We start from the raw sequence: 14015 nt of genomic DNA, 5'->3' as shown, positions 1-14015 counted from the left end.
ATGAAGGAAAACACCAAGATGGCCGAACAGATCAACCGCGTCGTGCTCGCCTTTTCTGGCGGCCTCGACACGAGCGTGATCCTGAAATGGCTGCAGCAGACATATGCTTGCGAAGTGGTGACCTTCACCGCCGACCTTGGCCAGGGCGAGGAGCTGGGGCCCGCACGGCACAAGGCCGAGCTGATGGGCGTCAGGCCGGAGCATATCTTTATCGACGACCTCCGCGAGGAATTCGTCGGCGATTACGTCTTCCCGATGATGCGGGCCAATGCCCTGTACGAGGGGCTATACTTGCTCGGCACGTCGATCGCCCGCCCGCTGATCGCCAAGCGCCAGGTCGAAATTGCGAGGGCGGTCGGCGCTGACGCCGTCAGCCATGGAGCCACAGGCAAGGGCAACGACCAGGTCCGGTTCGAACTCGGCTATTATGCGCTGGCGCCGGACATCAAGGTGATCGCGCCATGGCGCGAATGGGATCTGAACAGCCGAACCGCGCTGATCGACTTTGCCGAGAAGAACCAGATACCCGTCCCCAAGGACAAGCGTGGCGAAAGCCCCTTTTCGACCGACGCCAATATTCTGCACACTTCGTCCGAGGGCAAGGTGCTTGAGGATCCGTGGGAAGAGGTCCCGGACTATGTCTATTCGCGCACCGACGATCTGGTTTCCGCGCCCGATAAGCCGGAGGAAATCACCATCGACTTCAAGGGCGGAGATGGGGTCGCGGTCAACGGCGAGGCGCTGTCGCCGGCGGCGCTGCTGACCAGGCTTAACGAGCTTGGCAAGCGGCACGGCATCGGCCGGCTCGACCTGGTCGAGAACCGCTTCGTCGGGATGAAGAGCCGCGGCATGTACGAGACCCCGGGCGGCACCATCTACCATGCCGCGCACCGGGCAATCGAGCAGCTGACCCTCGATCGCGGTGCGGCGCACCTCAAGGACGAGCTGATGCCGCGCTACGCGGAGCTGATCTACAACGGATTCTGGTTCGCGCCCGAGCGCGAGATGCTGCAGGCGGCGATCGACCAGAGCCAGGCCAAGGTCGACGGCACGGTACGGATGAAACTGTACAAGGGCGGAGTCCATGTTACCGGCCGAAAGTCGCCGAACAGCCTGTACAGCGAGAAGGTAGTGACGTTCGAGGACGACGCCGGCGCCTATGACCAGCGGGATGCCGAAGGGTTCATCAAGCTGAACGCGCTCCGCCTGCGCCTGCTCGGAAGGCGTGACCGCATTTGATCAAGACGCCGCATCTCGTAGCCGAACAGGCTGCGCCTGCGGCGCTGCCCAAAGGGTCTCCGCGCCCATGGTGGGAAGGGCGACCGTTCGTTGCGGCAATGATCCTGCTGGCCTTCGTACCGTTCCTCTATCCGGCGATCCCGCCGATCGTCGACATCGGCGGCCATATGGGTCGCTACAAAGTCGCCGCCGACCTCGCCACCAGCCCCTTCCTGCAGCAATGGTTTTCGTTCCGCTGGCTGCCGATCGGCAATCTCGGCGTCGACCTGATTGTGGTGCCCTTATCGAAGCTGCTGGGGGTCGAACCGGCAACCAAGCTGGTGGTGATGTCGATCCCGCCAATGACCGTAGCCGGCATGCTGTGGGTTGCTCGCGAAGTGCATAATCGACTGCCGCCGACCGTGGCCTTTGCGCTGCCGCTGGCCTTCGGGCATCCCTTCATGTTCGGCTTCGTCAATTTCGCGCTGTCGATGGCGTTGGCGTTGCTGGCATTCGGCCTGTGGCTGCGGCTTGGCCGCCTGGGCAAGTCCAGGCTTCGTGCCATATTGTTCGTGCCGATCAGCTTCATCGTCTTCTTCGCCCACACCTTTGGCTGGGGCACGCTGGGGCTGATGTGCTTTTCGGCAGAATGCGTCCGCCAGCACGATCGGGGAAGAAGCTGGTGGATGGCGATCCTGCGCGGTGCCTACCACGCCGCGGTTATGGCGCTTCCGGTGCTCCTGGTCGTGCTTTGGCGGACGGAAGCGACGGGCGGGCTGACGCACAAGTGGTTCGACTGGGACTATAAGTGGCAATATCTGCTGCGAATGTTCCGCGACCGGTGGGAGGCGTTCGACATCGCCTCGGCCGCGGTCGTGCTGGCGGTGCCGGTCTTCGCCCTGATCCATCCGCGCCTGACCCTGTCGCGTAACCTCGCCTTTTCCGGCTTGATGCTGGCGGCCACCTACGTGCTGCTGCCGCGCATCGTGTTCGGGTCGGCCTATGCCGATATGCGGCTGGTGCCGTTCGCGGCGGCGATCTTCATCCTTGCGGTCCGTTTCAAGAACGAAACGCGCTTTCCGCTGGCGACCTGGCTGGCGGTGGCGGCGGTCGGCTTCATGCTGGTGCGGATCGCCGGAACGACCGCGAGCATGGCGATCGCCTGGAATCGGCAAAAGGTCCAGCTGCAGGCGCTCGACCATGTCGAGCGCGGATCGCGGATCGCGGTGCTGGTGTGGGACCGCTGCGAGCGCTGGACATTGAGGCGGTCCGACCATCTCGGCGCGATCGCGACGGTTCGCAAGGAGGCCTATACCAACGATCATTGGCCGATGGCCGGCTCGACCCTGATGACGGTCCGTTACCCGGCGGCCGGCTGGTTCCAGCGCGATCCATCGCAGATCGTGCGCGATCCCGGCTGCCGGCATGAAGGCTGGTCGGTCCGCGCGGCGCTCTACAATTTGCCCCACGACGCCTTCGATTATCTGTGGCTGATCGATATGCGACCTATCCCGGCGGACTGGGTCGACGGCTGGCGGCCGGTTTGGGCCGTCAAGGGGTCCATATTGCTAAAGCATGTGCCGCTCAGCGAGGCCGGCGAAGAACAGCGACTAAGGACACTCCGAACGGTAAGGGGACCCGGCCGATAAGGCCGCGCTCCATTCCAAAAACCATGTCGAGCACCTTGTTGACGGGAGCCGAGGGCATGGCATCGTCGCTGTCGTCCTTGTGCGTCAGCTTTCCAACCAACCTGACTGCGGCGATCGGCGGGAATAATAGGCTGTTGAACGGCGACAGCAGGTCAATCCGATAACCCGCATTCGTCGCGAGTTGGCGGATTTCGGACTTGCGGTAGCGGCGATGATGGTGGTGGGCGACGTCGTGTGCGCTCCACATCCACGGATTGATCGGAACCGTGAGGAGCAGCGCGCCGCCGGGCTTCAGCCGTTCGAAGATGGCTGTCAGCGATCCCGTGTCATCGGTGACATGCTCGAGCACGTCGAGCAGGGCCACCAGGTCATAGGTCTCGGCCGGAAACATCGACAGGTCGGGCAATGCGGCCTCGACGACCGGCCGGCCGAGCCGCTCGCTGGCCAGTTCGCGCGCTCCAGGATCGAGCTCGCTCGCTTCAACTTCGCCGAAGCGGGACAGCATCGCCAGATTGTGGCCGGTGCCGGCGCCGAGCTCGAGGATACGAGCGTCGCGTGGCGGCCTGACAATCCGCTCGATTACGCCGTCCAAAATCCGGCGGCGGGCGGTGAACCACCAATGGCAGCTGTCGAGTTGCGCCATCTGGTCATAGACTTTTCGCTCCATCAGTCGGTGCCGATGGTTTCGCGAACGACGTACAGCGGGCGCGCCTTGGTCTCGGTCAGTATCCGCCCGACATATTCGCCGAGCACACCGAGGGAGAGCAGCTGAAGGCCTCCCAGAAAGAGGATCGCGACCATCAAGGAGGCGTAGCCGGGGACGACGATACCGGTGGTCAGCGTGCGAATGATGATGAACAGCGCGTAGCCCAAGGCGCCAAGGGCGACGACCCCGCCAAGGTAGCTCCAGATGCGCAGCGGGGCAGTCGAAGCCGAGGTGATTCCATCAATCGCCAGCGTCCACAGCTTCCAATAATTATACTTGGTCCTGCCGACCTTGCGCTCTTCGCGGTGATAGCTGACCGCGGTCTGCTTGAAGCCCGCCCAGGCAAACAGGCCCTTCATGAAGCGATTGCGCTCCGGCATGCGCCGGATCACCTCGACCACCTTCCGGTCGAGCAGCCGAAAGTCTCCGGCATGTTCGGGAATCTTGTCGTTGGAAAGCCAATTATGGGCCCGGTAATAAAAGTCGGCGGTGATCCGCTTTGGCAGGCTGTCGGTTTCGCGATTGTCCCGCACGCCGTAAACGACGTCGAACCCCTGACGCCATTGAGCGACCATTTTCGGGAGCGCTTCCGGCGGGTCCTGCAGGTCGACGTCGAGCGGGACCACTGCCATTCCGCGGGCCGCGTCGATCCCGGCGGTCAGCGCAGCTTCCTTGCCGAAATTCCGCGACAGCGAAATCCCGCGGATGCGGCCATCGGCCGCATTGGCCTTGCGAATGACGTCAAGGGTAGCGTCGCTGCTGCCGTCGTCGACGAACAATATCTCGAACGATCGCGCCGCCGGATCATCCATTGCCTCGATGACCGGAATCAGCCGGGCCAGGCAGGGGCCGATCGCCGCTTCCTCGTCCTTGACCGGCATGACCAGGCTGAGCTCTACCATGTTCATGCGTAGACGAACCGCCGATGGAGGGTGAAGGTCAAGAGCGGCGTGATGAACACCATCGGGATGGTCGGCCACCAGGTCGGTCCGCCGGCCTGCTTGACCAGCAACCAGATGAAACCCTGGTTGACCAAATAGCCAAGCACATTGACCGCCAGGAACCGGCCCATGCGGATATGGTGCTGGTCCCTGGTGCCGTGGCCGCGGAAGCTGAACTCGCCATGGGTGACATAGCTGATCAGCGAAAAGACGATGAACACGATGGTGAAGCTGATCATCGGGTCGATATGCAGAAGGTCCGTGATCGCCCAATAGCTGGCGGCGACCGCCAGCGTGATCGCCAGCCCGGCAAATCCGTAGCGGATCAACTGGACCAGCACGGTCCGCCGATCGGGATCGATTTTCTGTAGCGTCGACTGGATCATCGGCTTGCTCTGTAGTGTTTCGCCGCTAGGACACAATGTCAGAGTTGGCGGGGGAACGGATGGACGAGGATCGGCCGGCGGAGCTGTTTTCCAGCACCAGGGAGTTGTTTTTCCGCCATTGGCGTTGGGTGGTGGTCCTCGCGTGGGTGGCCTATGCGGCGGTCGCCATCGCCAACAAGTGGGGCCTGATCCAGGCGTTCGCGCTGCCCGACACCGACGATAACCTGCGCATGGCGCAGGTTCGCGCCTTGCTTGGCGGGCAGGGCTGGTTCGACCTAATCCAGCACCGCTTCGACCCGGCGCATGGCGGAGGAAATATCCATTGGTCGCGGCTGGTCGACCTGCCGATCGCCGGGATCATCCTGCTCATGAAGCCCCTGGTCGGTGGGGCGGACGCCGAGCGGACCGCTGTCGCCATCGCTCCCCTGTTGCCGCTCTTGTTAATGGCCTTTTCGCTGGCCCTGACCATGAAGCGGCTGGTGAACGACAAGGCCTGGCCGCTGCCGGTGATCGGCCTGCTGTGCGCTTACTCGACCATGGGCATGTTCGCGCCATTGAGGATCGATCACCACGGCTGGCAGCTTGCCCTGCTTGCCCTGTCGATTTCGGGGATGGCCGATCCGAAGCGGGCGAGGGGCGGCGCGACGCTCGGCATCGCCACCGGCCTGTCGCTGGCGATCGGGCTGGAAATGATGATCTACCTGGCGCTGCTTGGAGGCGCGACGGTACTCCTTTGGGTCGCCGACCGCGACCAGCGCCGCCGCCTAGCGACTTACGCAGCCTCGCTGGTGGCCAGCACCGCGTTTGGCTTTCTGCTGTTCGCTTCCTACGCCAATCGCCAGGCGGTGTGTGACGCGCTGTCGCCGGTTTGGCTGAGCGACGCCGCGATCGGCGGTGCGGTGATGCTCGGCCTTGCGATGCTGAAGCTGGACAGCTGGAAAGCACGGCTCGGGGGGGCAGCCGTCGCGGGCATTACGCTTGCCGGTTTCCACGCGCTCGCCTGGCCCAACTGCCTCCAGCGACTGGAAGGTGTGTCGCCCGAAGCGACACGGCTCTGGCTCGATTATGTGCGCGAGGCCAAGCCATTTTACCGCCACGAGTGGCGCGTGGCGGCGACGGTGATCGCGCTTCCAGCGACAGCAGTATTTGGCTGGGCCTTGCTCGTTTGGAACGAATGGAGGGCTGGGTCGGAAAATCGCGACCGGCTGCTCCGGATCCTGGCGGTTGCCTTGCCGTCGCTCGCAGGGCTCGTCTTGTTGTTCTGGCAGGTCCGCGCCGGTCCGGCCGCGCAGATGATGGCCCTGCCTGGCGCAACTGCCCTGATTGTCCTGCTGGCCAGCCACTGGATGAAATCGTCCAATTGGTGGCTGCACATTGCCGCCTTCGTTCTTGTCCTGCTCGGCTTTGGCGCCGCGGTGCCGCTCGCGATGCAGGTCATCCCGGCCAAGAAGAAGGGCGCGATGGCGCAGCAGGTGTCTCAGGCCAACAACAAATGCCCGAGCCTGGTCGCGCTGGCCCCGGTTGCGCGCCAGCCCAAGGGCATGATCTTCACCTTTATCGATCTCGGCCCGCGACTGATCGTTGCGACGCATCATGATGCGGTCGGCGGCCCCTATCATCGCAACGACAAGATGATTGCCGACGTGATGAATGCGTTCCGCGGCGACGAGCCCCAGGCTCACCGCATCATCGACGAGTATCGCAGCGACTATGTTCTGACCTGCCCGAATATGTCGACCGCGACGATCTTCATGTCCGAGGCCCCCAAGGGCTTCTACGTGCAGCTCGACAAGGGAAAGGTTCCGAACTGGCTTCGGCCGGTCGACCTCGGTCCCAATTCGCCGTTCAAAATGTGGAAGGTAGTCCGCTAACCCGCGAGGCCGGGCAGGCTCCGCTCCAACCCGTCGAGCACAAACTGGGCCGCCAGCGCCGCAAGGATCACGCCGAGAATGCGAGTGATCATCGCTTCCAGCTTGGCGCCGATCAGTTTCATCAGCGGTCCGGCCAATAGGAGGGCGATCATGGTCAGGAGCAACACCAGCGTCAGCGCGGTCAGCACGATCGCATCCTCCACCAGCCCGTCGGCGCGCGCGGTGAGCAGCATGATCGAAGCGATCGAGCCCGGTCCGGCGATCATCGGAATGGCCATCGGGAAAACCGAAATATCCTCGGCCTCCGGCGTCCCCTCAATCTCCTTGGCGCGTTCCTCCCGCCGCTCGGTCCGCCGCTCGAACACCATGTCGAGGGCAATCATGAACAGCATGATGCCGCCGGCCAGGCGGAAAGCGCTCAGTGAAATTCCGAGGGTGCGGAGCAATGGTTCGCCCAGCAGAGCGAAGAAGATCAGGATGCACCAGGCGACGAAGGCGGAACGGATCGCCATTCGCCGACGATGCGCGGCGTCGGTACCGGCTGTCAGCGAGGCGAAGATCGGGGCGCAGCCCGGCGGATCGATGATCACCGCAAGGGTGATGAAGGCGGTGGTGAACAGCTCGATCATGGCTGTGCGGGCGGGGCCGGAACCCGGTCGTCGATCACCGTTTGCCAGCTACTGCCATCCCACAATTGGGTGGTGAAATGCCGCGCGCCGCGCACGTCGACCCGGTAATGCCAGGTCAGGGTGCCGTCGGCGCTGCTTCCGCTGCCCGTTTTGAAAGGTGCGGCGAAACCTTCGATTGGCCCCGGCACTGCAGCCCGGGCGGGTCGGGTTGCGCAGGAGGCGAGGGTTGGCTTGATGTCGCCGCCTTCCGCTCGCGGTACTTCGAGGTCGCCGCCACCGTCATAGACCCACCGCCACTCTCCCGCCTGCTTGCGCCACACGGTAGTGAAAAAGCCGACCCTCTTGCCGGCCTGCCGAACCCATGGGCCCGTATTGACGGCAAGGTTGCCATCACAGCTGACGTAGCTCTTGCCGGGCCACCAGAAGATGGCGACCTTGGGCTCCGGCGCATCCTTCAGCGCTTCGTGCGCATTCTCGGGCTGAGGGCCGAACACTACCGCGTCGTCGGTCGACCATTTGCGGAACGCGGCCCACTGGCCAATCGTATGGGCATCGGTGACAAATGCCCGCTCGGCGTCGATCGCCGTGACTGGCGCGGGGGCATCGGCAGGTGCTGCCTGCGCCGCAAGAATAAGGGCCAGGATCATAAATCCTCCGGCAGTTCAAACCCGTCACGGCGCGCGGCGGAGACCAGCGTGTTGCGGATCAGGCAGGCGATGGTCATCGGTCCGACCCCGCCGGGTACGGGCGTAATCGCACCGGCTATCTGGCTAGCGGAGGCGAAGTCGACGTCGCCCGCCAAATGGCTGTTGCCACCCTCCCCCGCCACGCGATTGATGCCGACGTCAATGACGGTCGCGCCAGGCTTCAACCAGTCGCCCTTGACCATGCCGGCACGCCCGACCGCCGCGACGACAATGTCTGCCGCGCGCACGACCTCGGGCAGGTCGCGGGTGCGGCTATGGGCGATGGTCACGGTGCAATGCTCGGCCAGAAGCAGCATCGCCATCGGTTTCCCGACGATATTCGAACGGCCGATCACGACCGCATTCTTGCCGCTGAGATCGCCGAGCTCTGCTTTGAGGAGCTTGAGGCAACCCAGCGGTGTGCAGGGGGTGAAGCCGGTCAGCCCGATTGCCAGCCGGCCGGCGTTGATCGGGTGAAAGCCGTCGACATCCTTGTCCGGATCGATCGCCAATATGACCTGGTTGGGATCAATGTGATCCGGCAGCGGCAATTGGACCAGGATTCCATCGACCGCCGGATCACTATTGAGCTCGTTGATAAGGTCGATCAGCTTGCCCTCGCTGATCTCGGCCGGGAGCTTATGCTCGAAGCTCAGCATTCCGGCTTCCAGCGTCGCCTTGCCCTTTGAACGGACATAGACCGCCGAAGCGGGATCTTCGCCGACCAGCACCACGGCGAGACCCGGAGCCCGGCCGGTGGCAGCGCGATACCCCGCGACCTCGACCGCGACCTTCGCCCTAAGCGCGGCAGCCGCGCCCTTTCCGTCGATAATGCGAGCGCTCATATCGTCGCGAGCAGCACATCATTCCGTGCGCCGGCGACCAGCATCGATATTACCTGGATCAGCAGCAGGAGGACGATCGGCGAGAAGTCGAGCCCGCCGAAATCGGGCAGGACCTTGCGGATCGGCCGGTAGACCGGCTCGGTCACCCGTTCCATGCCGGTGTAGAGCGCCCGCACGAACGGCTGATGCAGGTTGACGACGTTGAACGCGACCAGCCAGCTCACGATCACCTGGACGATAACCAGGATCGAGAGCAGGCGGAGCAGGAACAGGACGATGTCGAATAGAGCGAGGATCATTGCGTTGGCTTAGCCGCCCATTCTTCGCGGCACAATCTCACTCAAGGGGCGAACCGCTCGCGCTCAGCTTCGGCCAGGATCAGGGCAAAATCCTCGTCGGGAGCAGTCCATTCGGCAAGTGGCGTCCAGCCTCCGGCCAGCAGCAGCAACCGGGCACCGCGAGGCCCGTATTTGTGGCTGTTTTCGGTGTGGATCGACCGGCCCTTGGCAAAGCTGAACCGGCGGTCTTCGATTTGGAATTCGACATCGCGGGTAGCAACCAGGTGCATTTCGATCCGCCCCATCATGTCGTTCCACCTCGCCTGGTGGCGGAAGGCATCGAGAGGGATATCGCCACCAAGCTCCCGGTTGATGCGGCGCAGCAGGTTGAGATTGAACTCGGCGGTGACGCCCTTGGGGTCGTCATAGGCAGCGATCAGCCGGTCGACTGGCTTGACCCGGTCCATGCCGATCAGCAGCCGCGCGCCGGTGCCAAGGATGCTCCGGAAGTGGCGCAGCAGGTCGGTCGCGCTTTGCGGAACGAAGTTGCCGATGGTTGAACCGGGGAAGAAGCCGAGGCGCGGCATTCCGTCGATCGCCGCTGGAAGGTCGACGTGGTTGGTAAAGTCCGCTTCGACCGGATGAACGGCGAGGCCGGGAAACTCGGCATCAACCCGTGCGGCGCTTTCGCGCAGATAATCGCCGCTGATATCGATCGGCACATAGGCCTTGGGCTTGGCCGCGCGAAGCAGGATCGGGGTCTTGGTGGCGCTTCCCGCGCCAAATTCGATCACGGCAGAGTCCGCCGGGACCAGCCTCGCCAACTCGTCGATCCTGTCTTCGAGCAGCGCCGTCTCGGTGCGGGTCGGATAATATTCGGGAAGGCGGGTGATCTCGTCGAACAGTTCCGACCCTCGCCGGTCATAAAGCCACCGCGCCGGAATGGCCGGAATCGGCTCGGCCAGGCCGTTCAGCACATCGGCGCGGAACGCCGGGTCAACTATCTCAAGCGTCTTGAGCAAGGCGCACCCCCGTGAATTGCCAGCGCGACGGCGGCGGGAAGAAATTGCGGTAGCTGGCGCGCGAGTGCCCGCGCGGCGTCGCGCAGCTGGCGCCCTTCAGCACCATCTGCCCGCTCATGAACTTGCCATTATATTCGCCTACCGTGCCTTCCTCGGGCTTGAACCCGGGATAGGGAAGGAAGGCCGACTGGGTCCATTGCCAGACATCGCCGAACGGCCCGCCACCGGCCTCGGGCAGCACCGCGCCGGCCCGGTCGAGCTGGTGGCCCTGGCCGGATTCGAACGTGCCGAACGCCGCTTCCCATTCATATTCGGTCGGCAGGCGCGCTCCGGCCCAGCGGGCGAAGGCGTCAGCTTCATAATAGCCGACATGAGCGACCGGTGCGTCGGCGTCGATCGCGCGGCGCCCGGCCAAGGTGAACTGCCTGCCATCTCCGTGCCAATAGAGCGGTGACGTGACATTTTCGCGCGTGAGCCAATCCCAGCCGTCGCTGAGCCAGAGGGTTGGCGCCCGGTAGCCGCCATCATCGATGAATTGCTGCCATTCGCCATTGGTGACGCAGCGGCTGGCGATGCGGTGAGGATGAAGCAGTGCCTGGTGGCGGGGGCGCTCGCAATCGAAGGCGAAGCCGCCATCGGGCGCCCCAATCTCGACCATTCCCTCGCGCCCGTCGATCCACGCCAGCTTTTCGGCCTTGGCGCCTGGCGATCGATCGAGACTGTCATAAGCAGGCTCAAGGGGGTTCTCGGCGAACGTCGCCAAAATATCGGTCAGAAACAGCTCCTGGTGCTGCTGCTCATGATGAATTCCAAGTTCGACCAGCTTCAGAGCGCCGGCCGGCAAATTGGGCAGCGCGCGCTGGAGCGCCTCGTCGACCTCGCTACGCCATTCGCGAACCGAGTCGAGGCTTGGCCGGCTGAGCATGCCGCGCCGCGGACGGGCGTGCCGCTCGCCCTCACCTTCATAGTAGCTGTTGAACAGATAGGCCCAGCGCTCGTCGTGCAGCCGATAGCCCGGCACATGATCGCGCAGGATGAAGGTTTCGAAAAACCATGTCGTATGCGCCAAATGCCATTTCGCGGGCGAGGCATCGGGATGGGGCTGGATGGCTGCGTCGGCGTCGGACAGCGGCGCGGCGAGGGCGAGCGTCATCGCCCGCGTCGAAGCTAGGCGATCGCCCAACGACTTGCCGTCGGAGTCTGACTCTCCTCTTGCCATCGCCAGCCCACTGCCATGAATCGGCTCTGCGGGAAAGTTATTCGTTCTATAAATGTTCGCTATGGTGGACGAACGTCGGCCTAATCGCCGCGAGTTGCCCCAGGCTGCCACAACACATCACCACCCTCTGCCGCGGCCAAGTGCCGCGCAGCGACAAACAGATGATCGGACAATCGGTTCAAATAAGCGAGCGCATGGGCGTTCACCGTCTCGGCTTCGTTTAGCGCAACGGCCGCCCGTTCGGCCCTGCGAACCGCGCAGCGCGCCAGGTGGACAAGAGCGACAGCCATCGATCCGCCGGGCAATATGAAGCTGGTCAGCGGCGCCAGCGCCTCGTTCATCGCGTCAATTTCTTCCTCGAGCCGGGTTACCTGCCGCTCGACGATCCTCAGCGCGCCTTCGACTCCTTCCGGAGTCGCAAGGTCGGCACCAAGATCGAACAGTTCGTTCTGGATGGCGCGAAGCTGGCTGACGGTCATTCCCGGCTGCAGCGCGGCAATTGCGACGCCGATCGCCGAATTGGCTTCATCGACTTCGCCGATGGCGGCCATTCGGGCCGACGACTTGGAAACGCGGCTTCCATCGACCAGCCCGGCGCTGCCGCCGTCACCGGTGCGGGTATAGATTTTGTTGAGCTTGACCAGGGGGCGGGCCCTCAGCCCCGACCGCTGGCCAGGGCCAGGATCAGGACGACGATGACGATCGCGACGCCCTGATAGAGCACACGCTTCTGCATGTAGTTCTGCTGGACCTCGCCCGAGACGTCCTTGCCGTTGGCCATTGCGATCACGCCGCGGACCAGGACGTAGACAACCGCGGCCATGGCGACCAGCAGCAGGATGAAAAGGATGGTGTTCATGGGCGCCTATCTAGGCCTCTGACAGTTGAAATCCTAGGGGGACCCGCCCCTCCAGCAATTGCGCGGCAAGCGCCGTTCCATCGACCCCGGAGTCGCGCATCGCCGCAAGGGTCGGGGCGAGATCGCGCTTGGCCAGCCGGCGACCATCCGCGTGCATGACCAAAGGATGATGGAGGTAGCTCGGCTCGGGCAGGTCGAGCAGGATTTGCAGCAGGCGCTGGGTTGGCGTCGACGGGCGGAGATCCTTGCCGCGCACCACCAAATTCACGTCCGAAGCGGCGTCATCGACCACGCAGGCGAGATGGTAGGAGGAGGGCGCATCCTTTCGCGCCAGGATCGCGTCGCCGAAATCGCCTAGCTTCCCGTCAAAGCGCGTGCCGTCGCTTTCCGTCCAGCTCGGCAGTCCCGCCAGTTCCAACGCCTTTCCGCTGTCGAGCCGCCAACAATGGGGTGTGGTCGCCCGCTTCTCGGGGCTATCGGGCAGCGGCCGGCAGGTGCCGGGATATTGGGTGCCCGCATCGCCGTGCGGTGCCGTCAACGACTGGGCGATCTCGGCGCGGGTGCAGAAGCAGGCATAGACCAACCCGGCCGCCTTCAGCCGCTCCAGCGCATCGCCATAAAGCGCCGTCCGCTCCGATTGAACGATCGGCTCGCCGTCGAAGCGAAGGCCGAGCCAGTCCAGATCCTCATAGATTCCATCGACGAATTCCGGCCGGCAGCGGCCGGGGTCGAGGTCTTCGATCCGGATCCGGAAGGCGCCGCCGCTTGCCCGGGCGCGTGCGTGGCCGACGACCGCCGAATAGGCATGACCGAGATGAAGCCGGCCGGACGGCGACGGGGCGAAACGTGTGACCTTCAGGACTCACTCCATGATAAAGGCGACCGCGGCGACTCTTGACGGCGATTCGCCACTTGTGGTGTCATGCCATCGTCACCTCGGGTTGGCATCCGGGGTCGCAGACGGAAAGACGGGCTAAAAGGCCGCCGGTCTCCCGCCAAGGTTCCGATGGCCTGGCAAGCTGCGGAATGGTGCGACTAGGCCGGAGGCGCGGCGTTCTTAGCCATAGGAACGCTGGAGAATGTTGCGCCGTGTACCATCCTGACCTCCTCCGCCATCCGGACAGCTGCCCGGCGTTGGTGCTGAACGCCGACTATACGCCGCTAAGCTATTACCCCTTGTCGCTATGGCCGTGGCAGACTGCGATCAAGGCGATGTTCCTCGAGCGGGTCGATGTCGTCGCCCATTATGACCGGGAAGTGCACAGCCCGTCCGCGTCGCTCAAGCTGCCGTCGGTGATCGCGCTTCGCCAATATGTCCGACCCAACGAATATCCGGCCTTCACCCGATTCAACCTCTTCCTTCGAGATCGCTTCCGCTGCGTCTATTGCGGGTCGCATCGCGAGCTGACGTTCGACCATGTCGTGCCGCGTGCCCAGGGCGGGCGGACCAGCTGGGAGAATGTCGCTACGGCCTGCGCGCCCTGTAATCTCAAGAAGGGCGGGCGAACGCCGCGCCAGGCCGGCATGCACGTCGAGCGCGAGCCGATCCGGCCGACCAGCTGGCAACTGCAGGATCATGGCAAGAGCTTTCCGCCAAACTACCTGCACCAGAGCTGGCGCGACTATCTTTATTGGGATGTCGTACTGGAGCCCTAGGGCGTAGGCCCTCGTCTAAGGCACTGTTAACCATTTCCGTTCATAGAAGC

At 63.9% G+C, this 14015-nt stretch carries 16 protein-coding genes; 4 read left to right on the top strand and 12 right to left on the bottom strand.

Annotation, left to right across the window (positions count from 1 at the left end; genetic code table 11):
* Window positions 1-18 precede the first annotated feature (18 nt).
* Window positions 19-1239, top strand: coding sequence for an argininosuccinate synthase (locus tag LZ518_RS09650; RefSeq protein WP_249916546.1), 1221 nt, complete (start codon window positions 19-21; stop codon window positions 1237-1239).
* Window positions 1236-2867 (top strand): hypothetical protein, encoded by a 1632-nt coding sequence (locus tag LZ518_RS09645; protein ID WP_249915778.1) that lies wholly within the window; start codon window positions 1236-1238, stop codon window positions 2865-2867. Before LZ518_RS09650 ends, LZ518_RS09645 begins: the two co-directional genes overlap by 4 nt.
* Here LZ518_RS09645 and LZ518_RS09640 read toward each other — a convergent pair.
* From LZ518_RS09640 to LZ518_RS09630, 3 genes are read right to left on the bottom strand one after another with little or no spacing between them, the layout of a single operon-like run.
* A complete protein-coding gene (locus tag LZ518_RS09640; RefSeq protein ID WP_249915777.1) occupies window positions 2803-3534 on the bottom strand; it encodes a class I SAM-dependent methyltransferase in 732 nt (243 codons plus the stop codon). The two genes, LZ518_RS09645 and LZ518_RS09640, sit on opposite strands and share 65 nt — an antisense overlap.
* On the bottom strand, window positions 3534-4481 hold the full coding sequence (locus LZ518_RS09635; RefSeq protein ID WP_249915776.1) for a glycosyltransferase family 2 protein: 948 nt from the start codon (window positions 4479-4481) through the stop codon (window positions 3534-3536). The genes LZ518_RS09640 and LZ518_RS09635 overlap by 1 nt, the downstream gene beginning before the upstream one ends.
* Window positions 4478-4900, bottom strand: coding sequence for a GtrA family protein (locus LZ518_RS09630; protein ID WP_249915775.1), 423 nt, complete (start codon window positions 4898-4900; stop codon window positions 4478-4480). The genes LZ518_RS09635 and LZ518_RS09630 overlap by 4 nt, the downstream gene beginning before the upstream one ends.
* Before the next feature lie 35 nt (window positions 4901-4935).
* Here LZ518_RS09630 and LZ518_RS09625 point away from each other — a divergent pair, with 35 nt between their 5' ends.
* The gene (locus tag LZ518_RS09625; protein ID WP_249915774.1) at window positions 4936-6771 is read left to right on the top strand and encodes an AcrB/AcrD/AcrF family protein; all 1836 of its coding nucleotides are present in this window, start codon (window positions 4936-4938) and stop codon (window positions 6769-6771) included.
* Here LZ518_RS09625 and LZ518_RS09620 read toward each other — a convergent pair.
* The 9 genes from LZ518_RS09620 to gluQRS form a co-directional block, all read right to left on the bottom strand.
* Complete coding sequence (locus LZ518_RS09620; RefSeq protein ID WP_249915773.1) at window positions 6768-7400, bottom strand: MarC family protein; 633 nt, start codon at window positions 7398-7400, stop codon at window positions 6768-6770. The two genes, LZ518_RS09625 and LZ518_RS09620, sit on opposite strands and share 4 nt — an antisense overlap.
* Window positions 7397-8047, bottom strand: coding sequence for a nuclear transport factor 2 family protein (locus tag LZ518_RS09615; RefSeq protein WP_249915772.1), 651 nt, complete (start codon window positions 8045-8047; stop codon window positions 7397-7399). The genes LZ518_RS09620 and LZ518_RS09615 overlap by 4 nt, the downstream gene beginning before the upstream one ends.
* Window positions 8044-8931: a bifunctional methylenetetrahydrofolate dehydrogenase/methenyltetrahydrofolate cyclohydrolase FolD gene (folD, locus tag LZ518_RS09610; protein WP_249915771.1), complete on the bottom strand. Its 888-nt coding sequence runs from the start codon at window positions 8929-8931 to the stop codon at window positions 8044-8046. Before folD ends, LZ518_RS09615 begins: the two co-directional genes overlap by 4 nt.
* Window positions 8928-9230 carry a YggT family protein gene (locus tag LZ518_RS09605; RefSeq protein ID WP_249915770.1) on the bottom strand — a complete coding sequence of 101 codons (303 nt, stop codon included), beginning with the start codon at window positions 9228-9230 and terminating at the stop codon, window positions 8928-8930. Before LZ518_RS09605 ends, folD begins: the two co-directional genes overlap by 4 nt.
* Window positions 9231-9271: 41 nt before the next feature.
* Window positions 9272-10231, bottom strand: coding sequence for an L-histidine N(alpha)-methyltransferase (gene egtD / locus LZ518_RS09600; RefSeq protein ID WP_249915769.1), 960 nt, complete (start codon window positions 10229-10231; stop codon window positions 9272-9274).
* Window positions 10215-11450, bottom strand: coding sequence for an ergothioneine biosynthesis protein EgtB (gene egtB, locus LZ518_RS09595; RefSeq protein WP_249915768.1), 1236 nt, complete (start codon window positions 11448-11450; stop codon window positions 10215-10217). The genes egtD and egtB overlap by 17 nt, the downstream gene beginning before the upstream one ends.
* 80 nt (window positions 11451-11530) lie before the next feature.
* Window positions 11531-12094 carry a cob(I)yrinic acid a,c-diamide adenosyltransferase gene (locus LZ518_RS09590; RefSeq protein WP_249916545.1) on the bottom strand — a complete coding sequence of 188 codons (564 nt, stop codon included), beginning with the start codon at window positions 12092-12094 and terminating at the stop codon, window positions 11531-11533.
* Window positions 12095-12105: 11 nt separating this feature from the next.
* Window positions 12106-12309: an HIG1 domain-containing protein gene (locus LZ518_RS09585; protein WP_249915767.1), complete on the bottom strand. Its 204-nt coding sequence runs from the start codon at window positions 12307-12309 to the stop codon at window positions 12106-12108.
* 10 nt (window positions 12310-12319) lie between these two features.
* Window positions 12320-13168 (bottom strand): tRNA glutamyl-Q(34) synthetase GluQRS, encoded by an 849-nt coding sequence (gene gluQRS / locus LZ518_RS09580; protein WP_249916544.1) that lies wholly within the window; start codon window positions 13166-13168, stop codon window positions 12320-12322.
* A gap of 230 nt (window positions 13169-13398) precedes the next feature.
* Here gluQRS and LZ518_RS09575 point away from each other — a divergent pair, with 230 nt between their 5' ends.
* Window positions 13399-13965, top strand: a complete 567-nt coding sequence (locus tag LZ518_RS09575; RefSeq protein ID WP_249915766.1) for an HNH endonuclease — start codon at window positions 13399-13401, stop codon at window positions 13963-13965.
* Window positions 13966-14015 lie beyond the last annotated feature (50 nt).

The sequence above is a fragment of the Sphingomonas brevis genome (assembly GCF_023516505.1).
GTDB classification, from domain to species: Bacteria; Pseudomonadota; Alphaproteobacteria; order Sphingomonadales; family Sphingomonadaceae; genus Sphingomicrobium; species Sphingomicrobium breve.
Note: the sequence above shows the minus strand (reverse complement) of the source record. Positions and strands in the feature narration are given on the sequence as shown.